Origin of the sequence: Reyranella sp. (assembly GCF_965228225.1) — a bacterium.
Classification (GTDB): domain Bacteria; phylum Pseudomonadota; class Alphaproteobacteria; order Reyranellales; family Reyranellaceae; genus Reyranella.
This window is the reverse complement of the sequence record NZ_OZ245801.1, coordinates 805,490-828,057: the sequence shown is the minus strand read 5'-3', so window position 1 is coordinate 828,057 and position 22,568 is coordinate 805,490. Positions and strand designations below refer to the sequence as shown.

21 protein-coding genes are annotated in these 22,568 nt (G+C 67.5%); 8 read left to right on the top strand and 13 right to left on the bottom strand.

Features of this window, described 5'->3' with window-relative positions:
* Window positions 1-10: 10 nt before the first annotated feature.
* Genes paoA through paoC form a run of 3 tightly spaced genes read left to right on the top strand, consistent with a single transcriptional unit; the run spans window position 11 to window position 3,825 of the window.
* On the top strand, window positions 11-670 hold the full coding sequence (paoA, locus tag ACO07K_RS03910; protein ID WP_422034582.1) for an aldehyde dehydrogenase iron-sulfur subunit PaoA: 660 nt from the start codon (window positions 11-13) through the stop codon (window positions 668-670).
* Window positions 667-1,617, top strand: a complete 951-nt coding sequence (locus tag ACO07K_RS03905; protein ID WP_422034581.1) for an FAD binding domain-containing protein — start codon at window positions 667-669, stop codon at window positions 1,615-1,617. The genes paoA and ACO07K_RS03905 overlap by 4 nt, the downstream gene beginning before the upstream one ends.
* Before the next feature lie 3 nt (window positions 1,618-1,620).
* The gene (gene paoC / locus ACO07K_RS03900; RefSeq protein ID WP_422034580.1) at window positions 1,621-3,825 is read left to right on the top strand and encodes an aldehyde oxidoreductase molybdenum-binding subunit PaoC; all 2,205 of its coding nucleotides are present in this window, start codon (window positions 1,621-1,623) and stop codon (window positions 3,823-3,825) included.
* A gap of 142 nt (window positions 3,826-3,967) precedes the next feature.
* On the opposite strand, the gene ACO07K_RS03895 is transcribed toward paoC, so the two are convergent.
* From ACO07K_RS03895 to ACO07K_RS03870, 6 genes are all read right to left on the bottom strand, one after another.
* Window positions 3,968-4,933, bottom strand: coding sequence for a hydroxyacid dehydrogenase (locus tag ACO07K_RS03895; protein ID WP_422034579.1), 966 nt, complete (start codon window positions 4,931-4,933; stop codon window positions 3,968-3,970).
* Window positions 4,934-5,132: 199 nt separating this feature from the next.
* Entirely contained in the window at window positions 5,133-5,711 is a 579-nt protein-coding gene (locus ACO07K_RS03890) for a hypothetical protein (RefSeq protein WP_422034578.1), read from the bottom strand.
* A 91-nt stretch (window positions 5,712-5,802) separates the two neighbouring features.
* Window positions 5,803-6,150 (bottom strand): hypothetical protein, encoded by a 348-nt coding sequence (locus ACO07K_RS03885; protein WP_422034577.1) that lies wholly within the window; start codon window positions 6,148-6,150, stop codon window positions 5,803-5,805.
* Window positions 6,151-6,239: 89 nt separating this feature from the next.
* Window positions 6,240-7,187, bottom strand: a complete 948-nt coding sequence (locus ACO07K_RS03880; RefSeq protein WP_422034576.1) for a tripartite tricarboxylate transporter substrate binding protein — start codon at window positions 7,185-7,187, stop codon at window positions 6,240-6,242.
* Window positions 7,188-7,258: 71 nt separating this feature from the next.
* Window positions 7,259-7,621, bottom strand: a complete 363-nt coding sequence (locus tag ACO07K_RS03875) for a hypothetical protein (RefSeq protein ID WP_298313933.1) — start codon at window positions 7,619-7,621, stop codon at window positions 7,259-7,261.
* 42 nt (window positions 7,622-7,663) lie between these two features.
* Window positions 7,664-8,659 (bottom strand): AraC family transcriptional regulator ligand-binding domain-containing protein, encoded by a 996-nt coding sequence (locus ACO07K_RS03870; RefSeq protein WP_422034575.1) that lies wholly within the window; start codon window positions 8,657-8,659, stop codon window positions 7,664-7,666.
* Window positions 8,660-8,989: 330 nt separating this feature from the next.
* On the opposite strand from ACO07K_RS03870, the gene ACO07K_RS03865 reads away from it, so the two are divergent.
* The gene (locus ACO07K_RS03865) at window positions 8,990-10,426 is read left to right on the top strand and encodes a DUF1254 domain-containing protein (protein ID WP_422034574.1); all 1,437 of its coding nucleotides are present in this window, start codon (window positions 8,990-8,992) and stop codon (window positions 10,424-10,426) included.
* Window positions 10,427-10,435: 9 nt separating this feature from the next.
* Here ACO07K_RS03865 and ACO07K_RS03860 read toward each other — a convergent pair whose 3' ends face one another.
* On the bottom strand, window positions 10,436-10,861 hold the full coding sequence (locus ACO07K_RS03860; RefSeq protein WP_422034573.1) for a winged helix-turn-helix transcriptional regulator: 426 nt from the start codon (window positions 10,859-10,861) through the stop codon (window positions 10,436-10,438).
* 86 nt (window positions 10,862-10,947) lie between these two features.
* Between ACO07K_RS03860 and ACO07K_RS03855 the strand changes: the two genes are divergently transcribed.
* Window positions 10,948-11,682 (top strand): SDR family NAD(P)-dependent oxidoreductase, encoded by a 735-nt coding sequence (locus ACO07K_RS03855; RefSeq protein ID WP_422034572.1) that lies wholly within the window; start codon window positions 10,948-10,950, stop codon window positions 11,680-11,682.
* 31 nt (window positions 11,683-11,713) lie between these two features.
* Here the strand turns inward: ACO07K_RS03855 and ACO07K_RS03850 are convergent, their stop codons facing one another.
* On the bottom strand, window positions 11,714-12,499 hold the full coding sequence (locus ACO07K_RS03850) for a hypothetical protein (RefSeq protein WP_422034571.1): 786 nt from the start codon (window positions 12,497-12,499) through the stop codon (window positions 11,714-11,716).
* A 153-nt stretch (window positions 12,500-12,652) separates the two neighbouring features.
* On the opposite strand from ACO07K_RS03850, the gene ACO07K_RS03845 reads away from it, so the two are divergent.
* Together ACO07K_RS03845 and ACO07K_RS03840 are read left to right on the top strand one after the other, a co-directional pair.
* Window positions 12,653-13,645, top strand: coding sequence for an HNH endonuclease (locus ACO07K_RS03845; RefSeq protein WP_422034570.1), 993 nt, complete (start codon window positions 12,653-12,655; stop codon window positions 13,643-13,645).
* A gap of 142 nt (window positions 13,646-13,787) precedes the next feature.
* Complete coding sequence (locus ACO07K_RS03840; RefSeq protein WP_422034569.1) at window positions 13,788-15,584, top strand: sulfatase-like hydrolase/transferase; 1,797 nt, start codon at window positions 13,788-13,790, stop codon at window positions 15,582-15,584.
* 91 nt (window positions 15,585-15,675) lie between these two features.
* Here ACO07K_RS03840 and ACO07K_RS03835 read toward each other — a convergent pair whose 3' ends face one another.
* From ACO07K_RS03835 to ACO07K_RS03815, 5 genes are all read right to left on the bottom strand, one after another.
* Window positions 15,676-16,182: a YbhB/YbcL family Raf kinase inhibitor-like protein gene (locus ACO07K_RS03835; RefSeq protein WP_422034568.1), complete on the bottom strand. Its 507-nt coding sequence runs from the start codon at window positions 16,180-16,182 to the stop codon at window positions 15,676-15,678.
* A gap of 113 nt (window positions 16,183-16,295) precedes the next feature.
* Window positions 16,296-17,285 carry a Bug family tripartite tricarboxylate transporter substrate binding protein gene (locus ACO07K_RS03830; RefSeq protein WP_422034567.1) on the bottom strand — a complete coding sequence of 330 codons (990 nt, stop codon included), beginning with the start codon at window positions 17,283-17,285 and terminating at the stop codon, window positions 16,296-16,298.
* A 159-nt stretch (window positions 17,286-17,444) separates the two neighbouring features.
* Window positions 17,445-19,904, bottom strand: coding sequence for a TonB-dependent siderophore receptor (locus ACO07K_RS03825; protein WP_422034566.1), 2,460 nt, complete (start codon window positions 19,902-19,904; stop codon window positions 17,445-17,447).
* Window positions 19,905-20,008: 104 nt separating this feature from the next.
* Window positions 20,009-21,166, bottom strand: a complete 1,158-nt coding sequence (locus ACO07K_RS03820; RefSeq protein ID WP_422034565.1) for a FecR family protein — start codon at window positions 21,164-21,166, stop codon at window positions 20,009-20,011.
* Window positions 21,117-21,638: a sigma-70 family RNA polymerase sigma factor gene (locus tag ACO07K_RS03815; RefSeq protein ID WP_422034564.1), complete on the bottom strand. Its 522-nt coding sequence runs from the start codon at window positions 21,636-21,638 to the stop codon at window positions 21,117-21,119. Before ACO07K_RS03815 ends, ACO07K_RS03820 begins: the two co-directional genes overlap by 50 nt.
* Window positions 21,639-21,936: 298 nt before the next feature.
* Here ACO07K_RS03815 and plsY point away from each other — a divergent pair, with 298 nt between their 5' ends.
* Window positions 21,937-22,566 (top strand): glycerol-3-phosphate 1-O-acyltransferase PlsY, encoded by a 630-nt coding sequence (gene plsY / locus ACO07K_RS03810; RefSeq protein ID WP_422036627.1) that lies wholly within the window; start codon window positions 21,937-21,939, stop codon window positions 22,564-22,566.
* Window positions 22,567-22,568: the final 2 nt, after the last annotated feature.

The window sequence follows — 22,568 nt, the reverse complement described above, 5'->3', positions numbered from 1 at the left end:
GGAGCCAGCCATGGCAAGCCCCCGCGAAAACGATGTGAAAAGACGTACTCTGATGGCGGCCACCGTCGCCACGGCCGCGGTCGGCGCCGTGGCCGCACGGGCCGGGGCACAGACGCCTCCGGCGGCTTCGGCCTCTTCTCCCGCCGGCGCCGCCGCGCCGACGCTGAAAGTCTCCTTCACCGTGAACGGCAAGCCGCGCGATCTCGATCTCGATCCGCGCACGACGCTGCTCGATGCGTTGCGCGAAGGGCTACATCTGGGCGGCACCAAGAAGGGTTGCGATCACGGCCAGTGCGGCGCCTGCACGGTGATCCTCGACGGAAGGCGCATCAATTCCTGCCTCACGCTGGCGGTCATGCACCAGGGCGGCGAGATCACCACCATCGAGGGGCTGGGCACGCCCGAGAAGCTGCATCCGATGCAGGCCGCCTTCGTGAAGCATGACGGCTATCAGTGCGGCTACTGCACGCCGGGCCAGATCTGCTCGGCGGTCGCGGTGCTGGCGGAGATCGAGGCCGGCATTCCGAGCCACGTCACCGCAGACCTGAATGCGAAGCCAGCGCTCGACGATGCCGAACTGCGCGAGCGCATGAGCGGCAACATCTGCCGCTGCGGCGCCTATTCCAACATCGTCGAAGCCATCGGCGAAGTCGCCGGGAGGAAGGCATGAAGCCCTTCACCTACGAACGCGCCGCCTCGCCGGCCGAGGCCGCCAGCGCCGCCGCGCGCCAGCCGGACGCCCGCTTCATCGCCGGCGGCACCAACCTGCTCGACCTGATGAAGCTGCAGATCGAGACACCGGCGCATCTGATCGACGTCAATGGCCTCGGCCTCGACAAGATCGAGCCGACGCAAGACGGCGGCCTGCGCGTCGGCGCTCTGGTGCGCAACACCGATCTCGCGGCCGATGCCCGCGTGCGGCGCGACTATGCGGTGCTGTCGCGCGCCCTGCTCTCGGGTGCCTCGGGCCAATTGCGCAATCGCGCGACGACCGCGGGCAATCTCCTGCAGCGCACGCGTTGCCCGTATTTCTACGACACCAACATGGCCTGCAACAAACGCCGCCCCGGCAGCGGTTGCTCGGCGCTGGGCGGCTACAGCCGCCAGCTCGCCGTCGTCGGCGGCAGCGACGCCTGCATCGCCACGCATCCCTCCGACATGGCGGTGGCGATGCGCGTCCTCGACGCCACGGTGGAAACCGTGAAGCCGCAGGGCGCCACCCGCACCATCCCGATTGCCGACTTCCACCGCCTCCCCGGCGACACGCCCGAAATCGAGACGGTGCTGGAGCCCGGCGAGCTGATCACGTCGGTAACCTTGCCGAAGCCGGCCGGCGGCATGCATCACTATCGCAAGGTGCGCGACCGCGCCTCCTACGCCTTTGCGCTCGTGTCCGTCGCCGCCATCGTCCAGCCGGACGGCAGCGGCCGCGTGGCGCTGGGCGGCGTCGCGCCCAAGCCGTGGCGCAACGAGGACGCCGAAGCGGACATGTCGCGCGGCGCCAAGCCGGTGATGGCGAAGCTGCTCGCCGGCGCCAAACCGACCGAAGAGAACAAGTTCAAAGTGCCACTGGCCGAGCGCGCACTCGCCGCCGTGCTGGCCGAGCCGAGGGGCTGAGCCATGAAATTCGATACACCCGCCGCCACCAATCCGATCGACCGGCTGAAGATCGTCGGCCAGCCGCTCGACCGCATCGACGGACCGCTGAAGACCACGGGCACCGCGCCCTATGCCTATGAACGCCACGACGTCGTGCCCAACCAGGCCTATGGCCATGTGCTGGGATCGGCCATCGCCAAGGGCCGCATCGCGTCCATGGATATTGCCACCGCGAAGGCCGCGCCCGGCGTGCTGGCCATCGTGACCGCGGAGAATGCCGGCAAGCTCGGCAAGGGCGAGTACAATACCGCGAAGCTGCTGGGCGGGCCCGAGATCGAGCATTATCACCAGGCCGTCGCGCTGGTGGTCGCCGAGACCTTCGAGCAAGCGCGCCACGCCGCCGAGCTGATCAAGGTCCAGTATGCGCCGGCCAAGGGCGCCTACGACCTCGCCGCGTCGCGCGACAAGGCCAAGCCCGCCGGCACCGACGACGAGCCCGCCGACAGCGCAGTCGGCGCCTTCGACGGCGCTTTTGCCGCCGCAGCCGTGACGCTCGACGCCACCTACACCACGCCCGACCAGGCCCATGCGATGATGGAGCCGCACGCCAGCATCGCCGCGTGGGACGGCGACAAGCTCTCGCTCTGGACCTCGAACCAGATGATCGCCTGGAGCATCGGCGACATGGCCAAGACGCTGGGCATCTCCAAGGACAAGGTCCATCTGATGTCGCCCTATATCGGCGGCGGCTTCGGCGGCAAGCTGTGGGTGCGCGCCGACGCGGTGCTGGCGGCGCTGGGCGCGCGCGCGGCCAAGCGCCCGGTCAAGGTGGCGCTGCAGCGTCCGCTGATGTTCAACAACACGACCCACCGCCCCGCCACCATCCAGCGCCTGCGCCTCGGCGCGACGAAGGACGGCACGATCACGGCGATCGGCCATGACAGCTGGTCGGGCGACCTGCCCGACGGCAAGCCGGAAACGGCCGTGATGCAGACGCGGCTGCTCTATGCCGGCGCCAACCGGCTGACGCGGCTGCGGCTGGCCGTGCTCGACCTGCCGGAAGGCAACTCGATGCGCGCGCCCGGCGAGGCGCCCGGCATGATGGCGCTCGAGATCGCCATGGACGAGATGGCCGAGAAGCTGGGGCTCGACCCGATCGAGTTCCGCATCCGCAACGACACCCAGGTCGATCCCGAGAAGCCGGAGCGCAGCTTCTCCCAGCGCCAACTCACCGAATGCCTGAAGACCGGCGCCGAGCGCTTCGGCTGGTCCGCCCGCAAGGCCCAGCCCAAGCAGGCGCGCGACGGGCGCTGGCTGGTGGGGCTGGGCATGGCCGCCGCCTATCGCGGCTCGCCGGTGATCAAGTCGGGCGCGCGGGTGCGGCTCGACGCCAAGGGCACCGTGACCGTCGAGACCGACATGACCGACATCGGCACCGGCAGCTACACGATCATCGCCCAGACCGCGGCCGAGATGATGGGCGTGCCACTGGACAAGGTGGTGGTGAAGCTGGGCGATTCGGCTTTCCCGGTCTCGGCCGGGTCGGGCGGACAGTTCGGCGCCAACTCCGCGACCGCCGGCGTCTATGCCGCCTGCGTGAAGCTGCGCGAGGCGGTGACGGGCAAGCTCGGCCTCAACGCCGCCGACGCGCAATTCGCCGACGGCCAAGTCCGCTCAGGTGAACGCAGCATCGCACTGGCCGACGCCGCGAAGGCGGGAGAACTGGTGGTCGAGGATTCGATCGAGTTCGGCGGCCTCGACAAGAAGCATCAGCTCTCGACCTTCGGCGGGCATTTCGTCGAGGTCGGCGTCGATGCCGCCACGGCCGAGGTGCGGATCCGGCGCATGCTGGCGGTGTGCGCCGCCGGCCGCATCCTCAATCCGAAATCGGCGCGCAGCCAGGTGATCGGCGCCATGACCATGGGCGCGGGTGCGGCGCTGATGGAGGAGTTGGCGGTGGATACGCGCCACGGCTTCTTCGTCAACCACGACCTCGCGGGCTACGAGGTCCCGGTCCATGCCGACATCCCGCACCAGGAGGTGATCTTCCTCGACGAGACCGATCCGCTGTCCTCGCCGATGAAGGCCAAGGGCGTCGGCGAACTCGGCATCTGCGGCGTCGGCGCCGCCGTCGCGAACGCGATCTACAACGCCACCGGCGTCCGGGTCCGCGACTACCCGATCACACTCGACAAGCTGCTGGAGAAGATGCCGGACGTAGGATGACCCGGCCTCACCCTGAGGAGCGCTCCTCCGGAGCGCGTCTCGAAGTGTCGAACGAGCACCCCGCCTGACGCCCATCCTTCGAGACGGCCCTTCGGGCCTCCTTAGGATGAGGTTGTGTGCGAGGCGCGCGCGCGAACCGCTCTCACCCCACCACGCACTTCGCCGGCAGCGGTGTGCCGTCGAGCACGTAGAAGATGTTCTCGACGGCCTGCACGGCGACCCGCTCCAGTGACTGGCGCGTCGAGCCGCCGATATGCGGCGTGAAGACCACGTTCTTCTGCTTCCACAGGGGATGATTGGGATCGGGCGGCTCGACGACGAAGGTGTCGAGCGCGGCGCCGGCGAGATGGCCGCTCTCCAGCGCGGCGACCAGCGCAACGTCATCCACCAGCGGGCCGCGGCCGGCATTCACCAGGAAGGTGCCCTTGCGCATGCGGGCGAGTGCCGCCGCATCGATCATGCGGTCGGTCTCTTCCGTCAGCGGACAATGCAAGGTGACGATGTCGGCCCATTCGAGCAGCTCATCGAGCACATCGACGCGGCCGACGCCCTCCGGGATCGCGTCCGGCGCGAGGTAGGGATCGTAGATCCGGATGTCGAGATCGAACGGCCGGCAGAGCGCGACCAGCGAGGAGCCGACGGCGCCGCAGCCGACGATGCCGAGCTTCGAGCCCGACAGCTCGCGGCCCATGAAGGCCGATTGCGGCCAGGTGCCCTGCTTCAGCGCCGTGTCGAACGGCACCATGTAGCGCAGCACGGAGATCATCATGCCCAGCGCCAGCTCGGCCACAGAGCGGGCATTGGCGCCGTGCGTGCGCAGCACCGCGATGCCGCGCGCGCTGGCGGCCGCGACGTCGATATTGTCGTAGCCGACCCCGTGCTTGGAGACGACGCGCAGGTCGGGCGCCGCGTCATAAACGGCCGGCGTGATCCTGGTGGTGCGCACCAGGATCGCATGCGTCGGCGCCTCCGCCACCGCCGCGATCATCTCGGCCTCGCTGGCCCGCGTCGGCAACATCCGCACCTCGGCGCCACGTGCCTCGAGCAACGCCATCGCGGCGGGTGCGAGCACGTCGGAGTTGATGATGATTCGTGGCGTGTTTTTCATTGGGGTGCCCTCTCCCGCTGCAACATTGGGATGATGTTTAGCGGGATTGACAGCAAGACCCTAGCCCGTAGTCCGGGGGTGTCGCTTACCTTCTCTCTTGCCCATCATCGAATTTCGACTTCATTGCCGACGGGCCGATGGCGAACGGCCGACCAGCAGTAGGCGAATGTGGCGGCGACAACAGGCAGAACAAGCGCACCTATCCGCATGCGACTTCAATAAACAGATAGTCAGGGCGTATTTTCGTTATCCGACGATAGCCGCAGTACACGATGTTCCGAGTCAGTCGATTCGATCCAATCGACGCCTTCAGGCCTTCTGACCATTGCTCTACTGGCAGGAGTAGCTCGCTGGAAGCGCTTCGCAGCAGAATCCGATCCCATGGAAATCGCTGATAAGCATAGCAAACGGTGAAGGCAGAACTTGAATGTGCCTTTTCCGGAAGATCGCAATCGACCAGCTTTGCCAGCGCATAAGGCACCAGCCGGTCTTCGGCGCTTCGATAGATTTCGGGGTCAAAAATTCGAGAGACGGTTATCGCGGCGACAAGCGCCCAGGAGAAGGCGCTCGCAAACTCCATCCGCCACAGGCGCATCGACATCATGACCGGGCTTACAACAAGATACCAACCTAGAAAAAACAGCCATGCGAAGTCATACCAGCGCGCTCTGCTTCCTCCAGTGTGGAACTCATTTGCCAGTTCACCAACAAGCACCAGGGCAAGAGCGAGACATACGAAGACCGCTATTGGACCAAACGCCCGCGCAACATATTGCATTCGAGGTCTTCACTCTGGATTGTCTTGTTCGAAAATTTATCACGCCAAAGACGTATGTGTCCCTTGGCATCAACATCCCTGAGTTGGACAGTCATTCTAAAGGGCAAGACGCCACCAGCCCGCCCCAGAACAGCGGCAGCACCACGACGGGAAACCAGACAAGCGGCGCGATCCGCAGCGCGATCAGCACGACACCGGCGATCTGTGCGGCGACCAGCCAGGGGAACAGGCTTCGAAACATCGCCATGGTCAGGGTGTGCCCCAGGGCGTGCAGGCAATATACACCCTTGTCGATGTAGTCGGGCGGTACGTAGTCGAGCGCCGAAACCTGAGAGAAGAAGATCGCCCACGAGGCAATGAAGACGATCGCCAGCCGGATGAGCACGGCCGGGCGATCCACCCATTCAATCAATCGATTGTACGCTTCGAACAACGACACGCCTCGCCGGCTCCCTTCGAGCTGGGGGCAGCGTAGCACAAGCGTGGATTGTGCGGCGTGGCCGCTGACGGATCAGCTTCCCGCGCCGCCTACCCCGCCTTCAACACCCCATCTTTGATCATCTGCGCCGCGGCGGCGTCTTCCGTCTTAAGGAGCCCGTCGTACGCGTCGGGGCTCATCGCGCGCGGCTCGCTGCCGAGGCTCTTCAGCTTCGCCTGGACCGCCGGATCGTCGAGCACCTTCTGCAGCGCGTCGCCCAGGATCCTGACCGTGGCGGGCGGCGTCTTCGCGGGCGCGAGCAGGCCCGCGACGGTGGCGACCTCGAAGCCTTTCAGGCCGAGTTCGTTGAGGGTGGGTGTCTCGGGCAGGTCGGCGGCGCGCTTGAGGCTGGTCACCGCCAGCGGCTTGACCGCGCCGGCGCGCAGCTGGCCGAACGAGTTCGGAAGCTGGTCGACGACGGCGTCGATATTGCCGGCCAGGAGGGCGGCGATGGCCGGCGCCGAGCCCTCGTAGGGAACGGCGGCGAACCTTGCGTCGAGCCGCTGCTGGAGGCGCAGGATCGCCAGATGGCTGGTCGTGCCGTTGCCGGCATGGCCGATGCGCACCGCGTCGGGGTGGCTCTTGGCGTGGGCCGCCAGCTCGGCGAAGCTCTGGAAGCGGCTCGAGGCCGGCACCTCGATCACCAGCGGCGTCTCCGACACCGAGCCGAGGCCGGCGAACGCCTCCACCGTATAGGGCGGCGGCGCCACCAGGCGCGGCGCCAGCACCAGGCCGGTCGTGCCGGCCAGCACCAGCGTATAGCCGTCGGGTTTGGCCTTCGCGGCGGCGGTCTGCGCGCTCAGCCCGGCCGCGCCGGGGCGGTTCTCGACGGTCACGGGCTGGCGCAGAACCTTCGACAGCGCCGGACCGACCGCGCGCGCGGCCCCGTCGAGCGTTCCGCCGCGCGCATCGCCTACGAGGAGCGTGATGGATCTGGTCGGGAAGGTCCCGGCGTTCGTCTTCGCCGAGACGGGACGCGCGAGCGCCGCGCCGGCCAACGAAAGACACAGCGCGACGAAGTCTTTCCGCCCGACCGTTCCGCGCGCCGGGCTTCGGCCATCGCGCCGACTTAGCAGTAGGGCGCCGTGCGGGTGCGGTAGCCGTCGTAATACTGGCTGCCGCAGACGACCTGCTGCTGCACGACCTGGTCCTGGTAACCGTTCTGGCCGCGATTGGTGACCGTCACGTTCGTATAGCGGCGGCCGTCGGCCTGATTGTAGCGGCCCTGGCCCTGCTGGTAGGGGTTATAGGCCGGCTGGTTCTGGTAGTAGTTCGGCGCCGGCTGGCCGTAGGCATAGCGCGGCGGGGGCGGCGCGTTGTTGTAGTAGGCCGGTGCGGGCTGATAGGCGCCGGTCGGCGGACCATAGGCATCGTTCTGGCAGGCCGCAGCCGCCAAGCCGATAGCGGCCACCAGCGCGAGCCTCGCAGACATACCCATCATCATCCTATCCTCCGGCGTTCGGTTCCTTGCGCTTCAACGCTCTTCGCCCGGGGGAGTTGCCTGATGCCGCCACGCCGCCGGGGACAGGCCCATCCTGGCCCTGAAAGCGCGCGAAAAAGCGGCAACGTCGGAGTAGCAAGTAGTGACGGCGATGTCGGCGACGGTCAGGTCGGTGTCGCGCAGGAGCTGCCGGGCGACCTGGAGGCGGACCTCGGCGATCAGGTCGCGGATCGAGCTGCCGCGCTCGGCGAGGCGGCGGTTGAGGGTCCGCCGGCTGAGGCCGGTGGCGGAGGCGACGGCGTCGACGCCCACGATGCCCCGCGCCATCGCGCGGATGATGGCCCGGCGGGCGCGGACCACGATGTCGAGTTCCTCGCCGGACGCGGGCGGCGACGGCGGTGCCGCCAGTCCCGGCGGCGTCGACTGGGGCCGCCGCGGCAGCCAGCCGGCATCGAAGTGCACGGCGCTGAGCGGCGCGCCGAAGGCGAGCGGCGCCTGGAAGAAGGCGTCGTAGGGCCGGCGATCGGCCGGCTCGCGATGGGCGAAGGTCACGCGCAGCGGCGTCCATTTCGGACCGGCCAGGAAGCGCAGGACGTTGGTCGCCGCCGCCAGCGAGAAATCCTCGAGGTGCGCGGTGCCGCGCCGGTGCCAGGCATAGGGGGTGAGGCTGAAGCAGGCGCCGTCGGGCCCGACGCTCAGCGCGGGCACCAGCGCCTCGCCGTTCAGGTGCAGGTTCATCGTCAGACCGCGCAGCGCCCGCTCTACGGAGAGCGCGCCGCCCAGCAGGCGGGCGAGCGGTGCGCCGAGGGCGGCGGGGCCGAACGGCATGGCGAGCAGCAGCCCCAGATGCGGACAGTCCATCCGCTCTCCCGCGCGCGCCACGAGATCGAGCAGCCGGTCGACCGGCCAGCGATTGTCGGGATCGCCGAAGCAGTCGGGCGGCAGGCCGGATTCGGCCAGCAGCGGCGCCAGGCCGACGCCGCGGGAGGCCAGCAGCGCCTCCAGCCCCATCATGGGCCCGACACGCATGGTGCGGCCCGCAGAGGCGCTGGAGCGGCCCGGTGTACCGGCTTCTTCGGATGTCGCGAGACTCGTCACCTTGGCGGGATGGTTGCACTTTTGGCGCAAACTGTCATGGCGTCGCGCGAGCTGCTTTGGCACACCGCGGCGACGTATCGGGCCCATCGCACGTGTCGGGGAAGCCTCGTTGACGTCGACGTTGGCGGCCGCTGCGCTCGTCGTCGGGGGTGTCTTCGCCTGCAGGGGCGTTGCGACGGCGGAGCCGGCGGCCGCCGACACCGCAACGGCCGATCCCGACGCCTGGCGCGCGTTTCCGGTTCTGAAGAGAGAGGTTCGATCATGACCATCAATCGTCGCAACGCCACCCTGGGCGGTCTCGCCGGCTCGCTCTCGGCCCTGGGCGGCCTGCTGCCGCTGTCCGGCGCGCGCGCGCAGGAAGGCGTGCCGATGCTGGGCGGGCTGGAGGAGTTCTGGCTGGCGACCGATGCCTACGTCTACGGCTACCCGCTGGTCACCATGGAGATGACGCGGCGGATCATGACCAACGTCGCCGCCCCCGCCGGTACGCGCGCACCGATGGGCCAGTTCGCCCGCATTCGCGAATATCCCAACGCCGCCTTCCGCGACGTCACCGCGCCCAACGCCGACACGCTCTACACGATCGCCTGGGCCGATGTCGGCAAGGAGCCCTGGATCCTCAGCCTGCCCGACATGAAGGGCCGCTACTACCTGTTCCCGCTGCTCGACGGCTGGACCACCGTCTTCCAGTCGCCCGGCGCGCGCACCACGGGCACGGGCGCGCAGACCTATGCGATCACCGGGCCCGGCTGGAAGGGCACGCTGCCCGCCGGCGTGACGGAATACAAGTCGCCGACCGGCCTGGTGTGGATGCTGGGCCGCATCTACTGCACCGGCACGCCGGAGGACTACGCCGCCGTTCATGCGCTCCAGGACCAGTGCAAGCTGGTGCCGCTCAGCGCCTGGGGCAAGGACTACACGCCGCCCGCCGGCACGGTCGACGCCAAGGTCGACATGAAGACGGCGGTGCGCGAGCAGGTGAACGCGCTCGACGCCGTCTCCTACTTCACCCTGCTGGCCGAGCTGATGAAGACCAACCCGCCGGTCGCGGCCGACGCCGCCGCGGTCGCGCGCTTCGCCCGCATCGGCCTGGTGCCCGGCCAGGACTTCGACAAGACGAAGCTCAATGCCGACTTCGTCGCGCGCATCCCGCACATCGCCTTCGACCGCATCATGCTGCAGCTCAAGGTCGGCACGTCGGTGAAGAACGTGAACGGCTGGCTCTACGACACGGTCACCGGGATCTACGGCACCGACTATCTCAACCGCGCGCTGGTCACGGCGATCGGTCTCGGCGCCAACCGCCCGCAGGACGCGGTCTATCCGATGTCGCTGAAGGACGCCGACGGACACGACTATGACGGCGCGAACAAGTACGTGATGCGCTTCGCCAAGGGCCAGCTCCCGCCAGTCAAGGGCTTCTGGTCGCTCACCATGTACGATGCCGACTTCTTCTTCGTCGCCAACCCGCTCAACCGCTACTCGATCAGCGCGCGGCAGAAACTCAAGACCAACGCCGACGGCTCGACCGACCTCTACATCCAGAACGAATCGCCCGGCGCCGACAAGGAGTCGAACTGGCTGCCCGCGCCCAAGGGCAAGTTCCAGCTGATGCTGCGCCTCTACTGGCCGAGTGAGACGCCGCCGTCGATCATCGACGGCACCTGGTCCCCGCCCCCGGCGAGGAAGGTGGGGTAGACCGGGGCGTCACCGGAGCGCGCCACCCGGGGAACGCGCTCCGTCGATCCCGGAAGCCGCGCGCCGCGCGAAGACGCGCGTCACCTCGGCGAGGTTGTCCGTGCCCCAGGTGCAGAGCGGCACGAGCGCCTGGGCGAGGCTCTCGCCCAGCGGGGTCAGGGCGTAGTCGACCCGCGGCGGCACCTCCCTGTAGTCGGTCCGTTTGACGAGGCCGTCGGCGGTCAGCTCCTTGAGCTGCTGGATCAGCATCTTGTCGCTGACGTCGCGCATGGCGCGGCGCAGTTCGCCGTAGCGGGTCGGGCCGCCCTGGGCCAGGAAGTAGAGGATCAGCGGCTTCCACTTGCCGGCGACGACCCGCAGCGTCGCGTCGAGGCCGCAGGTGAAGCCCGGCAGGGTCGGGGTGCAGGTCGGGGCCTGCGTCGAGGTCTCTGACATTTTCTGACCACTTACCAAAAGGTGCATACTTGTCCTTAAGTGGGTACGCCTCAAGTTCTGTGCAACCTCAAACACAGGAGCACAGGATGAGCAGACTCAAAGGAAAGACGGCGGTGATCACGGGCGGCGGCACCGGCATCGGGCTGGGCGCAGCGCAGCGCTTCGTCGAGGAAGGCGCCTTCGTCTATCTCTTCGGCCGACGGCAGGAACAGCTCGACGCCGCGGTGGCCAAACTCGGCGCATCGGCGCGCGCCGTGCGCGGCTCGGTGACCGACCTGGCCGACCTCGACCGGCTGTACGAGACGGTCAAGACGGAGCGCGGCGGGCTCGACATCCTGTTCGCCAATGCCGGCACCGGCGCCTTCGCCCCGCTGGGCGCAATCACGCCGGAACACTACGACCAGATCTTCGACGTCAACGTGAAGGGGCTGATCTTCTCGGTGCAGAAGGGCCTGCCGCTCATGACGGCCGGCGGCTCGATCATCCTCACCGGCTCGACCACCGGCGAGATGGGCACGGCGCAGTTCAGCATCTACAGCGCCACCAAGGCCGCCGTGCGCAACCTGGCCCGCAGCTGGGCGCTCGACCTCAAGGGCACCGGCATCCGCGTCAACGTGCTGTCGCCGGGACCGACCCGGACGGATCTGGCGCTCGAGGTGGTGGGCAAGGAAGCCTTCGAAGCGATCGGCGCCATGACGCCACTCGGCCGCATCGGCGAGCCGTCGGAGACCGGCGCGGTGGCGGCGTTCCTCGCCTCCTCGGATTCGAGCTTCATGACCGGCGGCGAGGTCTTCGTCGACGGCGGCCTGGCGCAAATCTAGGAGACGCGCAAGAGGGGCTCGAACGCCCGCTTCAGCGCGAGCGCTGCAGCGGGGTCGGCGTCAGCGGGCTCGGCGCCAGCGGTGCGGGCGCCGGCTCGGCCGAGCTGGGCGGCCGGCCGCGCGTCGCGTCGTAGGCGGCGGGCGCGCCGGTCGCGGGGTCGCCGAGCGGGGTCGACTTCACCGTCATGTCGGCCTCGGTTGCCGCGGCCGGCGTGACGGCGGGGCCGAGGGGAACCGGGGCCCCTGGCGCGGCCTGGACGCCGGGTGTCGTGGGCATGCCCGGCGTGGCCGGCGCGGGCCGCCCCTCCTGCTGGGCGACCGCCTTGGCGGCGGAGCTGGTGTAGAGCCACTCGTCGGCGCCGCGGGTGGTGCCTTCCTTGAAGATGGCGATGGCGCGCTTCCTGTCGCCGGCCTTCCAGTAGGCCTCCGACACGTCGCGATAGACCATGCCGGTGGCGCTGGGCTTGTTGTCCTTCGGGACGCGCTGCAGCGCGCCCTTGGCACGGTCGAAGCTGCGCTCGCCGGCGGCCAGGTTGCCGCTCAGGATCTGGTATTCGGCCAGGCTGCTATAGGCGAGCGCCAAGGTGCCGCAATTGTAGTTGGTGGTGGAGGAGCACTGGTCGGTGGCCGAGTATTTCTCGACCTCCTTCTGGGCCAGGAGCGTCGCTGTCTTGAGGTCGCCGCCCTCCGACGCCCGCAGCGCCTGCTCCTGGTAGGAGGTGCTGTCGCTGGCGCAGGCCGGCAGAAGTGCGGCGGCCGCGCCGACGACGACGAGCTTCAGGACCTGCGTCCAACGATCCCCCAGCAGCCCGGCCATCTCAGTTCCCTGTCGAACCCGAAGGCCGTCGATCGGCCCTCCCCCACGCGACTTATGGCGGGCGCCTTGGCGGAACGGAAGGGGGGATTTGTGGGCCGGGCGACGCCCGCCCCCCTTGGTCGCCGCCTCTCCCTGCGGCTAGATTGCATTCGCATGCGCCAATACTGGTGGGTCAATCACAAGCAGACGTTCAATCAGGAGATTGAACATCAGTACCTGTGGTCGCCAAAGACCTCCAGCAACGGCGCCCGCAACCGCTTCTACGACAATATGCGCGCGGCGAATCCGGGGGACCTGGTCCTCTCCTATGCCAACCAGCTCATCCGCTATGTCGGGCGGGTGGCGGATTTCGCCTTCACGGCGCCCAAACCGTCGGAGTTCGGGGCGACCGGCGCGTACTGGAACAACGAAGGGTGGCTGCTGCCTGTTTTCTGGGCCCGCCTCGACCCGCCAATCCGCCCCAGGGACCTGCTGCCGCTGATCGGGCCTTTGCTGCCCGAGAAATATTCGCCGCTGCAGTCGCAGACCGGCAAGGGTAATCAGGGCGTCTATCTGGCCGCCATTGCGCGGGAGATCCATGACGTCGTCAGGGCGCACACGCGGGTCGACGACGTCCGGCTCGAAACCGGCGGCGCCAACCGGCTCGCCTTCGGCACCGTCCGGGACGAGCTCGACGATCGGGTCGAGGCCGCCCTCCGCGCCGACCTCTCGCTGGACGACACGATTCGCAATGCCACGATCCAGGCACGCCGTGGTCAGGGCACCTTCCGGTCAAACGTGCAGAAGCTGGAGAACGCTTGCCGGCTCACCGGAATCACCAACCCTGCCCTTCTGATCGCCAGCCACATTAAGCCCTGGCGATCTTGCGAAACGCCCAACGAAAGGCTCGACGGCGCCAATGGGCTCCTGCTGACACCCGATGCCGATCTCCTCTTCGACCGAGGTTTCATCTCTTTCGAGGACAGCGGCGAGGTGCGAGTGTCGCCACGCTTCGACCAGGGCGACCTTCGTCGGCTCGGGCTCGGCGAGCACGCCTGGAAAAGACTGGGCTTTTCCGAAGCGTCGATGCCGTGGCGGGCGCAAGGCTTCTCGGACGGCCAGCGGGCCTATCTCAACCATCATCGTGGGCAGGTCTACATCACCTGACGCCGATACCATGGGCGCACGCCTGTGCTTGCCCGGCGCCCTGACCACAAGCTACTGCGGGGACCAAGGTGTACACGCAATGCGGTGCAATAATCGGCCGCCCGATCTGCGTAGCCTGGGGCGGCTTCACGGGAGAAACCGGATGACGACGCCCGAAGACGACTCCTCGTCCCTCCCGTCCCGCCGCATGGCCATGACGTCCGGTGCGGCCCTGCTGGGCACGACGCTGCTTGCGGGCAGCGTTGCTCAGGCGCAGGCGCCGGCCCCTTCGCCGGCCGCTCCCGCCAGCGCCACGATGCCGGCCGGCTACAACATCCTCTTAGTGCTGGTCGACCAGGAACATTTCTTCCCGACCTGGCCGTTCCCGGTGCCGGGGCGCGAGGCGATCAAGAAGAAGGCCGTCACCTTCCTCAATCACCAGGCCGCCTCCTGTGTCTGCTCCTCGGCGCGCTCGGTCGTCTATACCGGCCAGCACATCCAGCACACCGGCATCGCCGACAACCTCAGCTCCATCTGGCAGCGCGATCTCTCGACGAAGATCAAGACGATCGGCCACCGGCTCGCCGAGCTGGGCTATCACGCCGCCTATCAGGGCAAGTGGCATCTTTCGGCCAACCTCGATCTCAACGACAAGCCGGTCGACGCGCCGCTGCTCGACTATCGCAAGACCCTGCAATCCTACGGCTTCCAGGACTTCTTCGGCATCGGCGACATGATCGACGGCACCCTGGGCGGCTATTCGTACGATGACGGCACGCTTGCAACGTCGATCTCGTGGCTGCGCACGGAAGCCCAGACGCTGCGCACCAAGGGCCAGAACTGGTACCTCGCCGTCAATTTCGTGAACCCGCACGACACGATGTACTTCGACTCCGACATCGGAGCTGAGAACATCCAGGGCAAGCGCCATACGTTCGGCATCGCCCGCGCCCCGGACGACGAACTCTACCGCGCGACCTGGGACGGCGTGCCGCTGCCCGCGAGCCGCCACCAGCCGCTCGACGCGCCGGGCCGGCCGAAGGCGCATCTCTATTATCAGCAATCGATCGACCTGCTGGTTGGGCAATGGCCGGACGAGGATCGACGCTGGCGGGCGCTCCGCGACTACTACTTCAACGCCATCCGCGATTGCGACCGCAAGGTGGAGCGCCTGATGCAGGCGCTCGAAGACAACGGCATGGCGCAGAACACCATCGTCGTCTTCACGGCGGACCATGGCGAGCTGGGCGGCAACCACCAGATGCGCGGCAAGGGCACCACCACCTACCGGCAACAGAACCACCTGCCCCTCATGATCGTCCATCCCGCTCTCGCGGGTGGCAGGCAGTGCCAGGCCCTGACCTCGCAACTCGACCTCACGCCCACGATCCTGGCGCTCACCGGCAAGGACGGAGCGGCTCGCGCCCGGGCTGGCGAGGGGTTGCCCGGCAAGGACTTCTCGGCGCTGCTGCGCGACCCGGAAGCCGCGGGAGAGAAGGCCGTGCGACCGGCCACCTTGTTGAATTTCGACATGCTGTCCTATGCGGATCCCAGCTGGGCCGCGTTGACGATCGACACGCGCCTCTACAGGACGAAGCCCCCCGCCCAGCAGGAGGCCATGCTTGCGGGGCATCCGCCGGACTTCCGGAACCGGACGTCGATCCGCAGCATCTTCGACGGCCGCTACCGCTTCTCGCGCTACTTCTCGCCGGTCGGTTTCAACACGCCGAAGACGATGGAAGAGCTGCTCGCGAAGAACGACCTCGAGGTCTACGACCTGCAGGCCGATCCCGACGAGATGGCCAACCTGGCGCTCGACCCGAAGAAGAACGGCGACCTCATCGTGGCGCTCAACCAGGTGACGAACGAGCGCATCGCCGAGGAGGTGGGCGTCGATGACGGCTCGTTCCTGCCGATCCGGGATGGGAAGTGGAAGTTTCCGCCGTTGGATGAAAGATAGTGGTGGAGAGAGCCATACGTCGCTCCCGGACATTGCCGAAGGCAATGTCCTGACGCTCACCGGCTTAGAAGGCCGGGCTTCGCTCGGCCTTCTAAGCCGATCGCTCGAAAGTCCCCGTCAGCGCGGCCTTGGCCAAGGTATTGAAATGCAGCTGGAAGCCGACGACCGCGGCCGACGTGTCGGCAGCCACCGGCAGGCTCTCTTCCTTCACCGCGAACACGGTGAACACATAGCGGTGCGGGCCGTGGCCCGGCGGCGGGCACGGGCCGCCATAGCCCGGCGCGCCGAAGTCGGTGCGCGTCTGCAGCGCGCCCTTCGGCAGAAGGCCGGCCTTCGGGTTGCCGGCGTCGAGCGCCAGCTCGGTCGTGCCGGCGGGAATGTTGACCACCACCCAGTGCCAGAAGCCCGAGCCGGTCGGCGCGTCGGGATCGAAGCAGTGCACCGCGAAGCTCTTGGTGCCCTCGGGCGCACCCGACCAGCGCAGGTGCGGCGACTTGTTGCCGCCGCCGCAGCCGAAGCCGTACTCGGCGGAGAGGATATGCTCCATGCCGAGGGTGGCGCCTTCCTTGAAGCTGTCGCTGGTTACGGTGAAGGACATGGTGGGTTTTTCCTACAGAGTTGCGTTGCAGCACCGGGCGTCGCTCCCGGAGCTTGCCAGAGGCAAACTCCTGACGCTCATGGGCTGAGTGAAGCGCGCGCGCCGCGCTCGCTTTACTCAGCCTTGATCCCGATCTCCTTCATCACCTGGAGCATGATCTTGGTGTCGCGCTGGAAGACCTTGTTGGTCGCTTCGAAGTCGAGGGGGCCGACGATCAGGTAGTTGGCCATCAGTGCCTTCACCTTCTCGTCGGTGCCGGCTTCGAACAGCGTGTCGGAGAGTTTCTTCACGACATCCTTGGGCGTCGCCGCCGGGACGGCGAAGACGGCGAAGGCGCGGGTCTCGTAGAAGCCGCCGACCGCGCCCTGCTCGACCATCGTCTCGACACCGGGATAGGCCGGCAAACGGTCGCCCATCATGGCGATGGCCCGGCCCTTGCCCGAGCCGATCACCGAGGCCGCACCGGCGGGGCTGCCCGCCGCGCCGTCGAGCGCCTGGGCCGCGACGTCGGCGAACATCGCCGCCTCGCCGCGATACTGCACGACCTCGACCTTGAACCCGTACTGGCGCGCCATCGTCTCGATCAGCATCTGCGGCGTCGAACCGGGCCCGTAGGCGCCGAAGTTCAGCTTGTCGACCTTCTTGGCGTATTCGAGGAACTGCTTGAGGTTGGTCGCACCGGTCTTCTCCGCCGCGACGACGGGACCGCCGAGGCTGGTCGTCATCGTGAGATAGGTGAAGTCCTTCTCCGGATCGTACGGCAGGTCCTTCACCGTGACCCGGTTCTGGATCAGCGACGAGGAGATCGTGCAGAGGATGGTGTAGCCATCGGGCGCTGCGCGCTTCACCTCGGCCACGCCGATCGTGCCGCCGGCGCCGCCCTTGTTCTCGACCACGACGGAGGTGCCGAGCTTGCGGCCGAGATACTCGCCATAGACGCGCGCGATGCCGTCGGTCTGGCCGCCCGCCGGATAGGGCACGACGATGCGGATCGGCTTGTTGGGGAACGCGCCCTGGGCGCGCGAAGCGGTGGTGAAAAGAGCCGGCGCCGCGAGAGCGCCCGCACCCGCAACGATGAGCCCGCGCCTGGTCGGTGTACGCATTACAATTCCTCCCTGATCCATAGGGCCTTCGCGCCCCTTCGATCGTGTGGCGGGACACTAGTTCAGGAGGTGTGATTCGGGCAAGGCGGGAGACGCCGGGCGAAACGGATTCGGCACGACGTTTCAAGAGGCGAAAGCCGCCACGGTCGAGCCGTCGCGTCAGAAGTCCGCAGTGAGCGACAGGCGGACCGTCCGCGGTGCGCCGAGGAACATGAAGAACGTGCTGTTGTTGCTGCCGGCCCAGTAATTCGCGTCGAGAACATTGTCGACGTTCAGACGCGCCACCAGCAGCTTGCCGGGCGCCCCCGGATTGTCGAAGGCATAGCGCGCGCCCAGGTCGAAGCGCGTCCACTCCGGCATCGTGCGTCGCGGGAAGGCCGTCGCGTCGATGTACTGTGCGCCGGTGTAGACTGCACGACCGGTCAAGGTCAGGCCTGGCACGAAATCCACGTCGACCTCGCCACCGAGATTGAGCGTCACCTGCGGCGTGAAAGGCGCGATCCAGCCATCCCTTGCTCCGCCCTGCGTCTTGGCCAGGACCGGATTGATGAACATGGCGCCGCCGAGGACACGAAAGCCGGGAGAGACTTCGCCGAACACGTTCAGCTCGAGGCCCTGGTTCACCTGTTCCCCGCCCAGGAACTGCGTATTGCTGGCGGTGTTGGTGAGGATGCTGGGCTGGGCGATCTGAAAGACGCTGGCCGTCGTGGTCAGCGTTCCCCAGTCGATCTTCACGCCGGCCTCGTACTGCGTGGACTTGTAGGGCGGGAAGATCGTGCCCGCATTGGCGAAGGGCGCCTGCACGATCGCGCCCTGCTGCAGTCCCTGGATCCAGTTGGCGTAGAAGGAGACGTTGTCCCAGAACGGCTTTATCACGAGTGCCACCGAGGGGCTGAGCGCGGTCTCGTTGTAGGACGAGGTCGTGGCGCCGCTGACGGCGTTGTAGTTGACGCCCACCACCTGCTGCAGCCGGGCGCCGACCGTGAGCTGCACGCGCTTGTTCGCCGCCGACAGAGTATCGGCGATCGCCAGGCTGTTCAGACCCGAGAACGACGTCTTGGTCGAGTTCGGCGTCGCGATATTCGGAATGCCGACGACGGTCGGATTGTAGATGTTGGTCGCGAAGGCGGGCTGCGAGCCGGTGGCCGTGGCGGAACCGTCGGTTTGGGAATAGATCGTCCCGATCACCGCCGCTTCATGGCCGATGATGCCCGTGTCGAAGTTGGCGCGCACGCCACCTTCCGCTGTCAGATAGCTCGTCCACGAGCTGATATTGAAGGGTGCCTGGACCGATGCCGTTCCATTGAAGTTCGTGATGGTGGTGAACGGCGAATAGACGCCACCCACCCGATTGTCGTGTGCGCCGAACGACGCGAAGGCCGTCACGTTCGGCGCCAGATCGACCTCCGCCTTCACCATCGTGAAGACGTCCGTGCGGGTCTGGAAGCCCCAGGGCTGTGCGGTTGGATTGCTGCGGGCGTTTGGCGCCCATGGCAACTGCACGCCCGCGCCAAGCGACAGATAGGGCGAGATGCCCGTGATGTACTGCGACTGGTAACCGAGATCGGCCGACAGCCGGAAGCCGTCGCCACGATAGTCGAGGCCCAGCGCCGCCAGCGCTCGCTGATCGGTGTTGTATTGAAGCTCCGTGCCCCCTGACCTGAAGACGCCGTTGAAGCGGACGCCGAATTCCTTGTCCGGACCGAACCGCCGGCTGAGATCGGCGTGTGCGCCGAACTGGCCGGACGAGATGTAGCTCGCCGTCCCCTGGGTAAGCGGCTCATCGGCCGCCCGCTTTGGCTGGACGTTCACCGTGCCGCCGATCGCGCCCAATGGGGCCATGCCGCTCAGCATGGCGCTCGGGCCCTTGAGGATATCGACGCGCTCGGCGAGTTCCGCCATGGGCGACAAAGTCGGCATGATGTTGAACAGACCGCCGAAGGCCCACGAGCTCGAGTTGACGGGAAAGCCGCGGATGTTGGCGCCATCGGCACCCGGGCTGGTCGCCGGACGCATGGCCCGGACCGAGGGATCGTCGGCCAGCACCTCCTGAACACTCTTGGCCTGCTGATCCTTGGCCTTCTTCGCCGTGTAGCTGGTCTGGTTGAACGGCGTATCCATGACCGCGCGCGCGCCCAGCAGGCCCACCTGGGCGCCCGTCGCGACCTGTCCGCCGGCATAGGGCGGTGGCAGGTTGTCGATCATTGCCTGTGGGGGAACCAGCGCTCCCTGGACCTGCACCGGATCGAGCTGGAGAGCGCCACTCGCATCCGGCGCGCGGCTCAGCATGACGCCACCGTTGGGCGTGAAGCGCGCGACGATGCCGGTGCCCCCGAGCAACTGGCGCAGCGCAGCGTCGATGGTCATCGTGCCGGCGACCGCCTGCGACTGGAGCCCTCGCGCGACGGAGGCTTCGACCGAAACCTGAATCCCCGCCTGCGTGCCGAAGGCATTGAGCGCCGAAGCCAGCGGCTGCACGGGAATGTCGAAGGTCCGCTGCTGGCCCGAGGCCTGCGCAAGATCCGGCCCGGTGGGTTCGCCCTGCCGGCCCTCTGCCCATGCGGTCGACGAGGCCGCCAAAGCCACGACCGTCGACATCACCGCCACGCTCTTACGCATATCGCCCCCAAAGCAAACTCGTGGAACACGGCTGGCGATGGCTGCGTGTCACAACAGAGACGTGGAGCTGCGATTTTTTTTCGACGGTGCCGGCAGAGCGGCGATCAGGATCCCGAAACGACGGTGAGGAGCGGCGGGACCGGGCGCACCTGCGCGCGGAAAGGGCCGACCAGCACGCGCAGCGCCTCGGTCGGCTCACGCAAATCGTAAAGACCGGTCACGCGTCGGCGAAGAAGGGCCTCGTCGGTCACGACGATCCAGCCGCGATCGTAGCGGCGCAGATCGTTGATGACTTCGCCGACGGTGGCACCGTCGACGAACAGCCTGTGGCGACGCCACGATCCCGCTTCGGCCACAGGGACAATGCTCTGCTCGATCGCGCCATCGGGCCGCGAGACCAGCTGATCGCCGGCCTTCAAGGTTCGCAGGACCGGCGTCTTTGACCCGGTGCCCCACGCGATCCCCTCCATCGTGACCTCGACCGAGCCATGCTCGACGAGCACGATCACGGCACCCTCGTCGATCCGGACATTGAAGGCCGTGCCCGTCACGACGACCGACACCTCGCCGGCATGCACAATGAAGGCGCGCGCGTCGCCCGGCTTCACCGAAAAGAACGCCTCGCCCCTGAGGAGCCTGACGGCGCGGATGGTGCCGCTGAACTCCACGCCAATCGCGCTGGCCGCGCCCAGCTCGACGGTCGAACCGTCCTGCAGATCGACGCTGCGATGCTCGGCCGTCCCGGTCGAATGATCGGCACCGAGATTCATGATCAACGACGGCGCGGAGAAGGACAGCGCCAGCACGGCGAGCAGCGAGACGGCAACCATCATCCAGCGTGAGGTGCCGGTCCGGGGCGTGCGCGTCACCGACGAGACTTTCGACGGGGCAGCTTCGTCCGCCGTCGCCCGATCGACCTGGGCTTCGGTCGGCGTCGCGAAAGCCACCGCGCGCCAGGCCCGCTCGGCCTGCTGCCAGGCCACGGCATGCGCGGGGTCGCGCGCGCGCCAGGCTTCTGCCGCGTCGTGGAGCGCGCGGTCGGCCGGCGCGGCCGACAGGCGCATCATCCAGTCCGTGGCCTGCCGCAGAAGCTCTCTGTCCGGCCTGCTTGCCGTCATTGTCCGATCATCCAAACCAGCCGCAAGGCCGAACCATCCCTGACCATAGACGATCAGCCCGCAAATTTTTTCGGTGCGTGTTTTATCCCCCGACTCAAGTGTCGGACGACGCCAGCGCGACGGCGATCTCGACCAGCGCCTCACGTATCAATCGATGGGCCGTGTTGATCGAGACGTCGAGCTGCTCGGCGACCTCTTCCAGCGTGTAGCCCGCGATCCGGTGCATCTTCACGGCTTCGCGCGCCCGTGCCGGCACCGTTTCGAGGATAGCGTCGATCCGCTCGATATCCTCCCGCAGGAACAGGTCATCTTCCGGCGTGCGCGGCTCCTGCGGCACGATCCAGAAGGCCGACCTCGAATAATCCTGGCTGTACCTGGTCTCGGTCGCCCGCTTGCGTGTGACGTCGTAGGCGAGATTGCGGACGATGCGGTAGAGATAGAACAGCGGTTCCTTGATCGGATGCGCCGCCGCGCCATTGGACGGCGCGAACCGCAGGAACGCCTCCTGCACGACGTCCTCCGCCCGAGCGCGATCACCGACGATGGGCAGAGCGAAATTCACCAGCGCCGCCCGGTGCTGGATGAATATTTCCGCCCTCTCGTCAGCGCTGCTCACCCTCGGAAATCCCAATTGCGAATGGTTCGCAAATCATTAAGTCATGCCCGTCCGAAGCGCAAACATCTTCGTTGTTTCGCCGGCAGCCGGTTTTGGGCAAGTAAGGCTGGCTGGTTTACGGAGTTCCCATGGGTCAGTCCCGCCCCTCTCCTCTCTCTCTCGACGGGCCCGTGCTCGTGTTCGGCCGGTGCTACAGCGATCTCGCAGCGACCCTCGCGTTGCCGCACGCGTTGTCGGGGCGCGGCACGCGTCTCGCCTCAAACTCAGTTGGTTGGAACAGCGCCGTGCCGGCATGACCATGCTCTTCTGGGCCGCGTGTGTTGCCGGCGTTGCTGTCGCCTATCTCCTGGGCTCGCTTCCCACCGGCTATCTGGCCGGCCGGCTGCTGCGCGGCATCGACATTCGCGAACACGGTTCCGGCTCGACCGGCGCGACCAATGTATTGCGTACACTGGGCAAGGGACCGGCGCTGGCGGTGCTGCTGGTCGACGTTCTCAAGGGTGTCGCGGCGATCCTGCTGGCGCGCTGGCTCTTTCCCGGACTGCAGGCGCCGGCGGCGTGGCTGCCCTGGGCGGTCTGCCTGTGCGGCCTCGCCGTGCTGCTGGGTCACAGCCGCTCGATCTGGCTGGGCTTCACCGGCGGCAAGTCGGCGGCGACCGGTCTTGGCGTGTTGCTCGCCCTGTCCTGGCCGGTCGGCGTGGGCAGCGCGGCCGTCTTCCTCGCCGTGCTGGCGCTGGGGCGGATCGTGTCGCTCGCCTCGATGCTGGCCGCGGTGACGGCCGCGATCCTCGTCTGTGTCTTCCCCGAGCCGCTGGCCTCTCGCCTGCTGGTCGTCGCCGGCGGCCTCTACGTCATCGCGCTCCATCGCACCAACATCGCGCGCCTGCTCGCCGGCACCGAGCCGAAGGTGGGCCGCAGCAGCCCCTGATC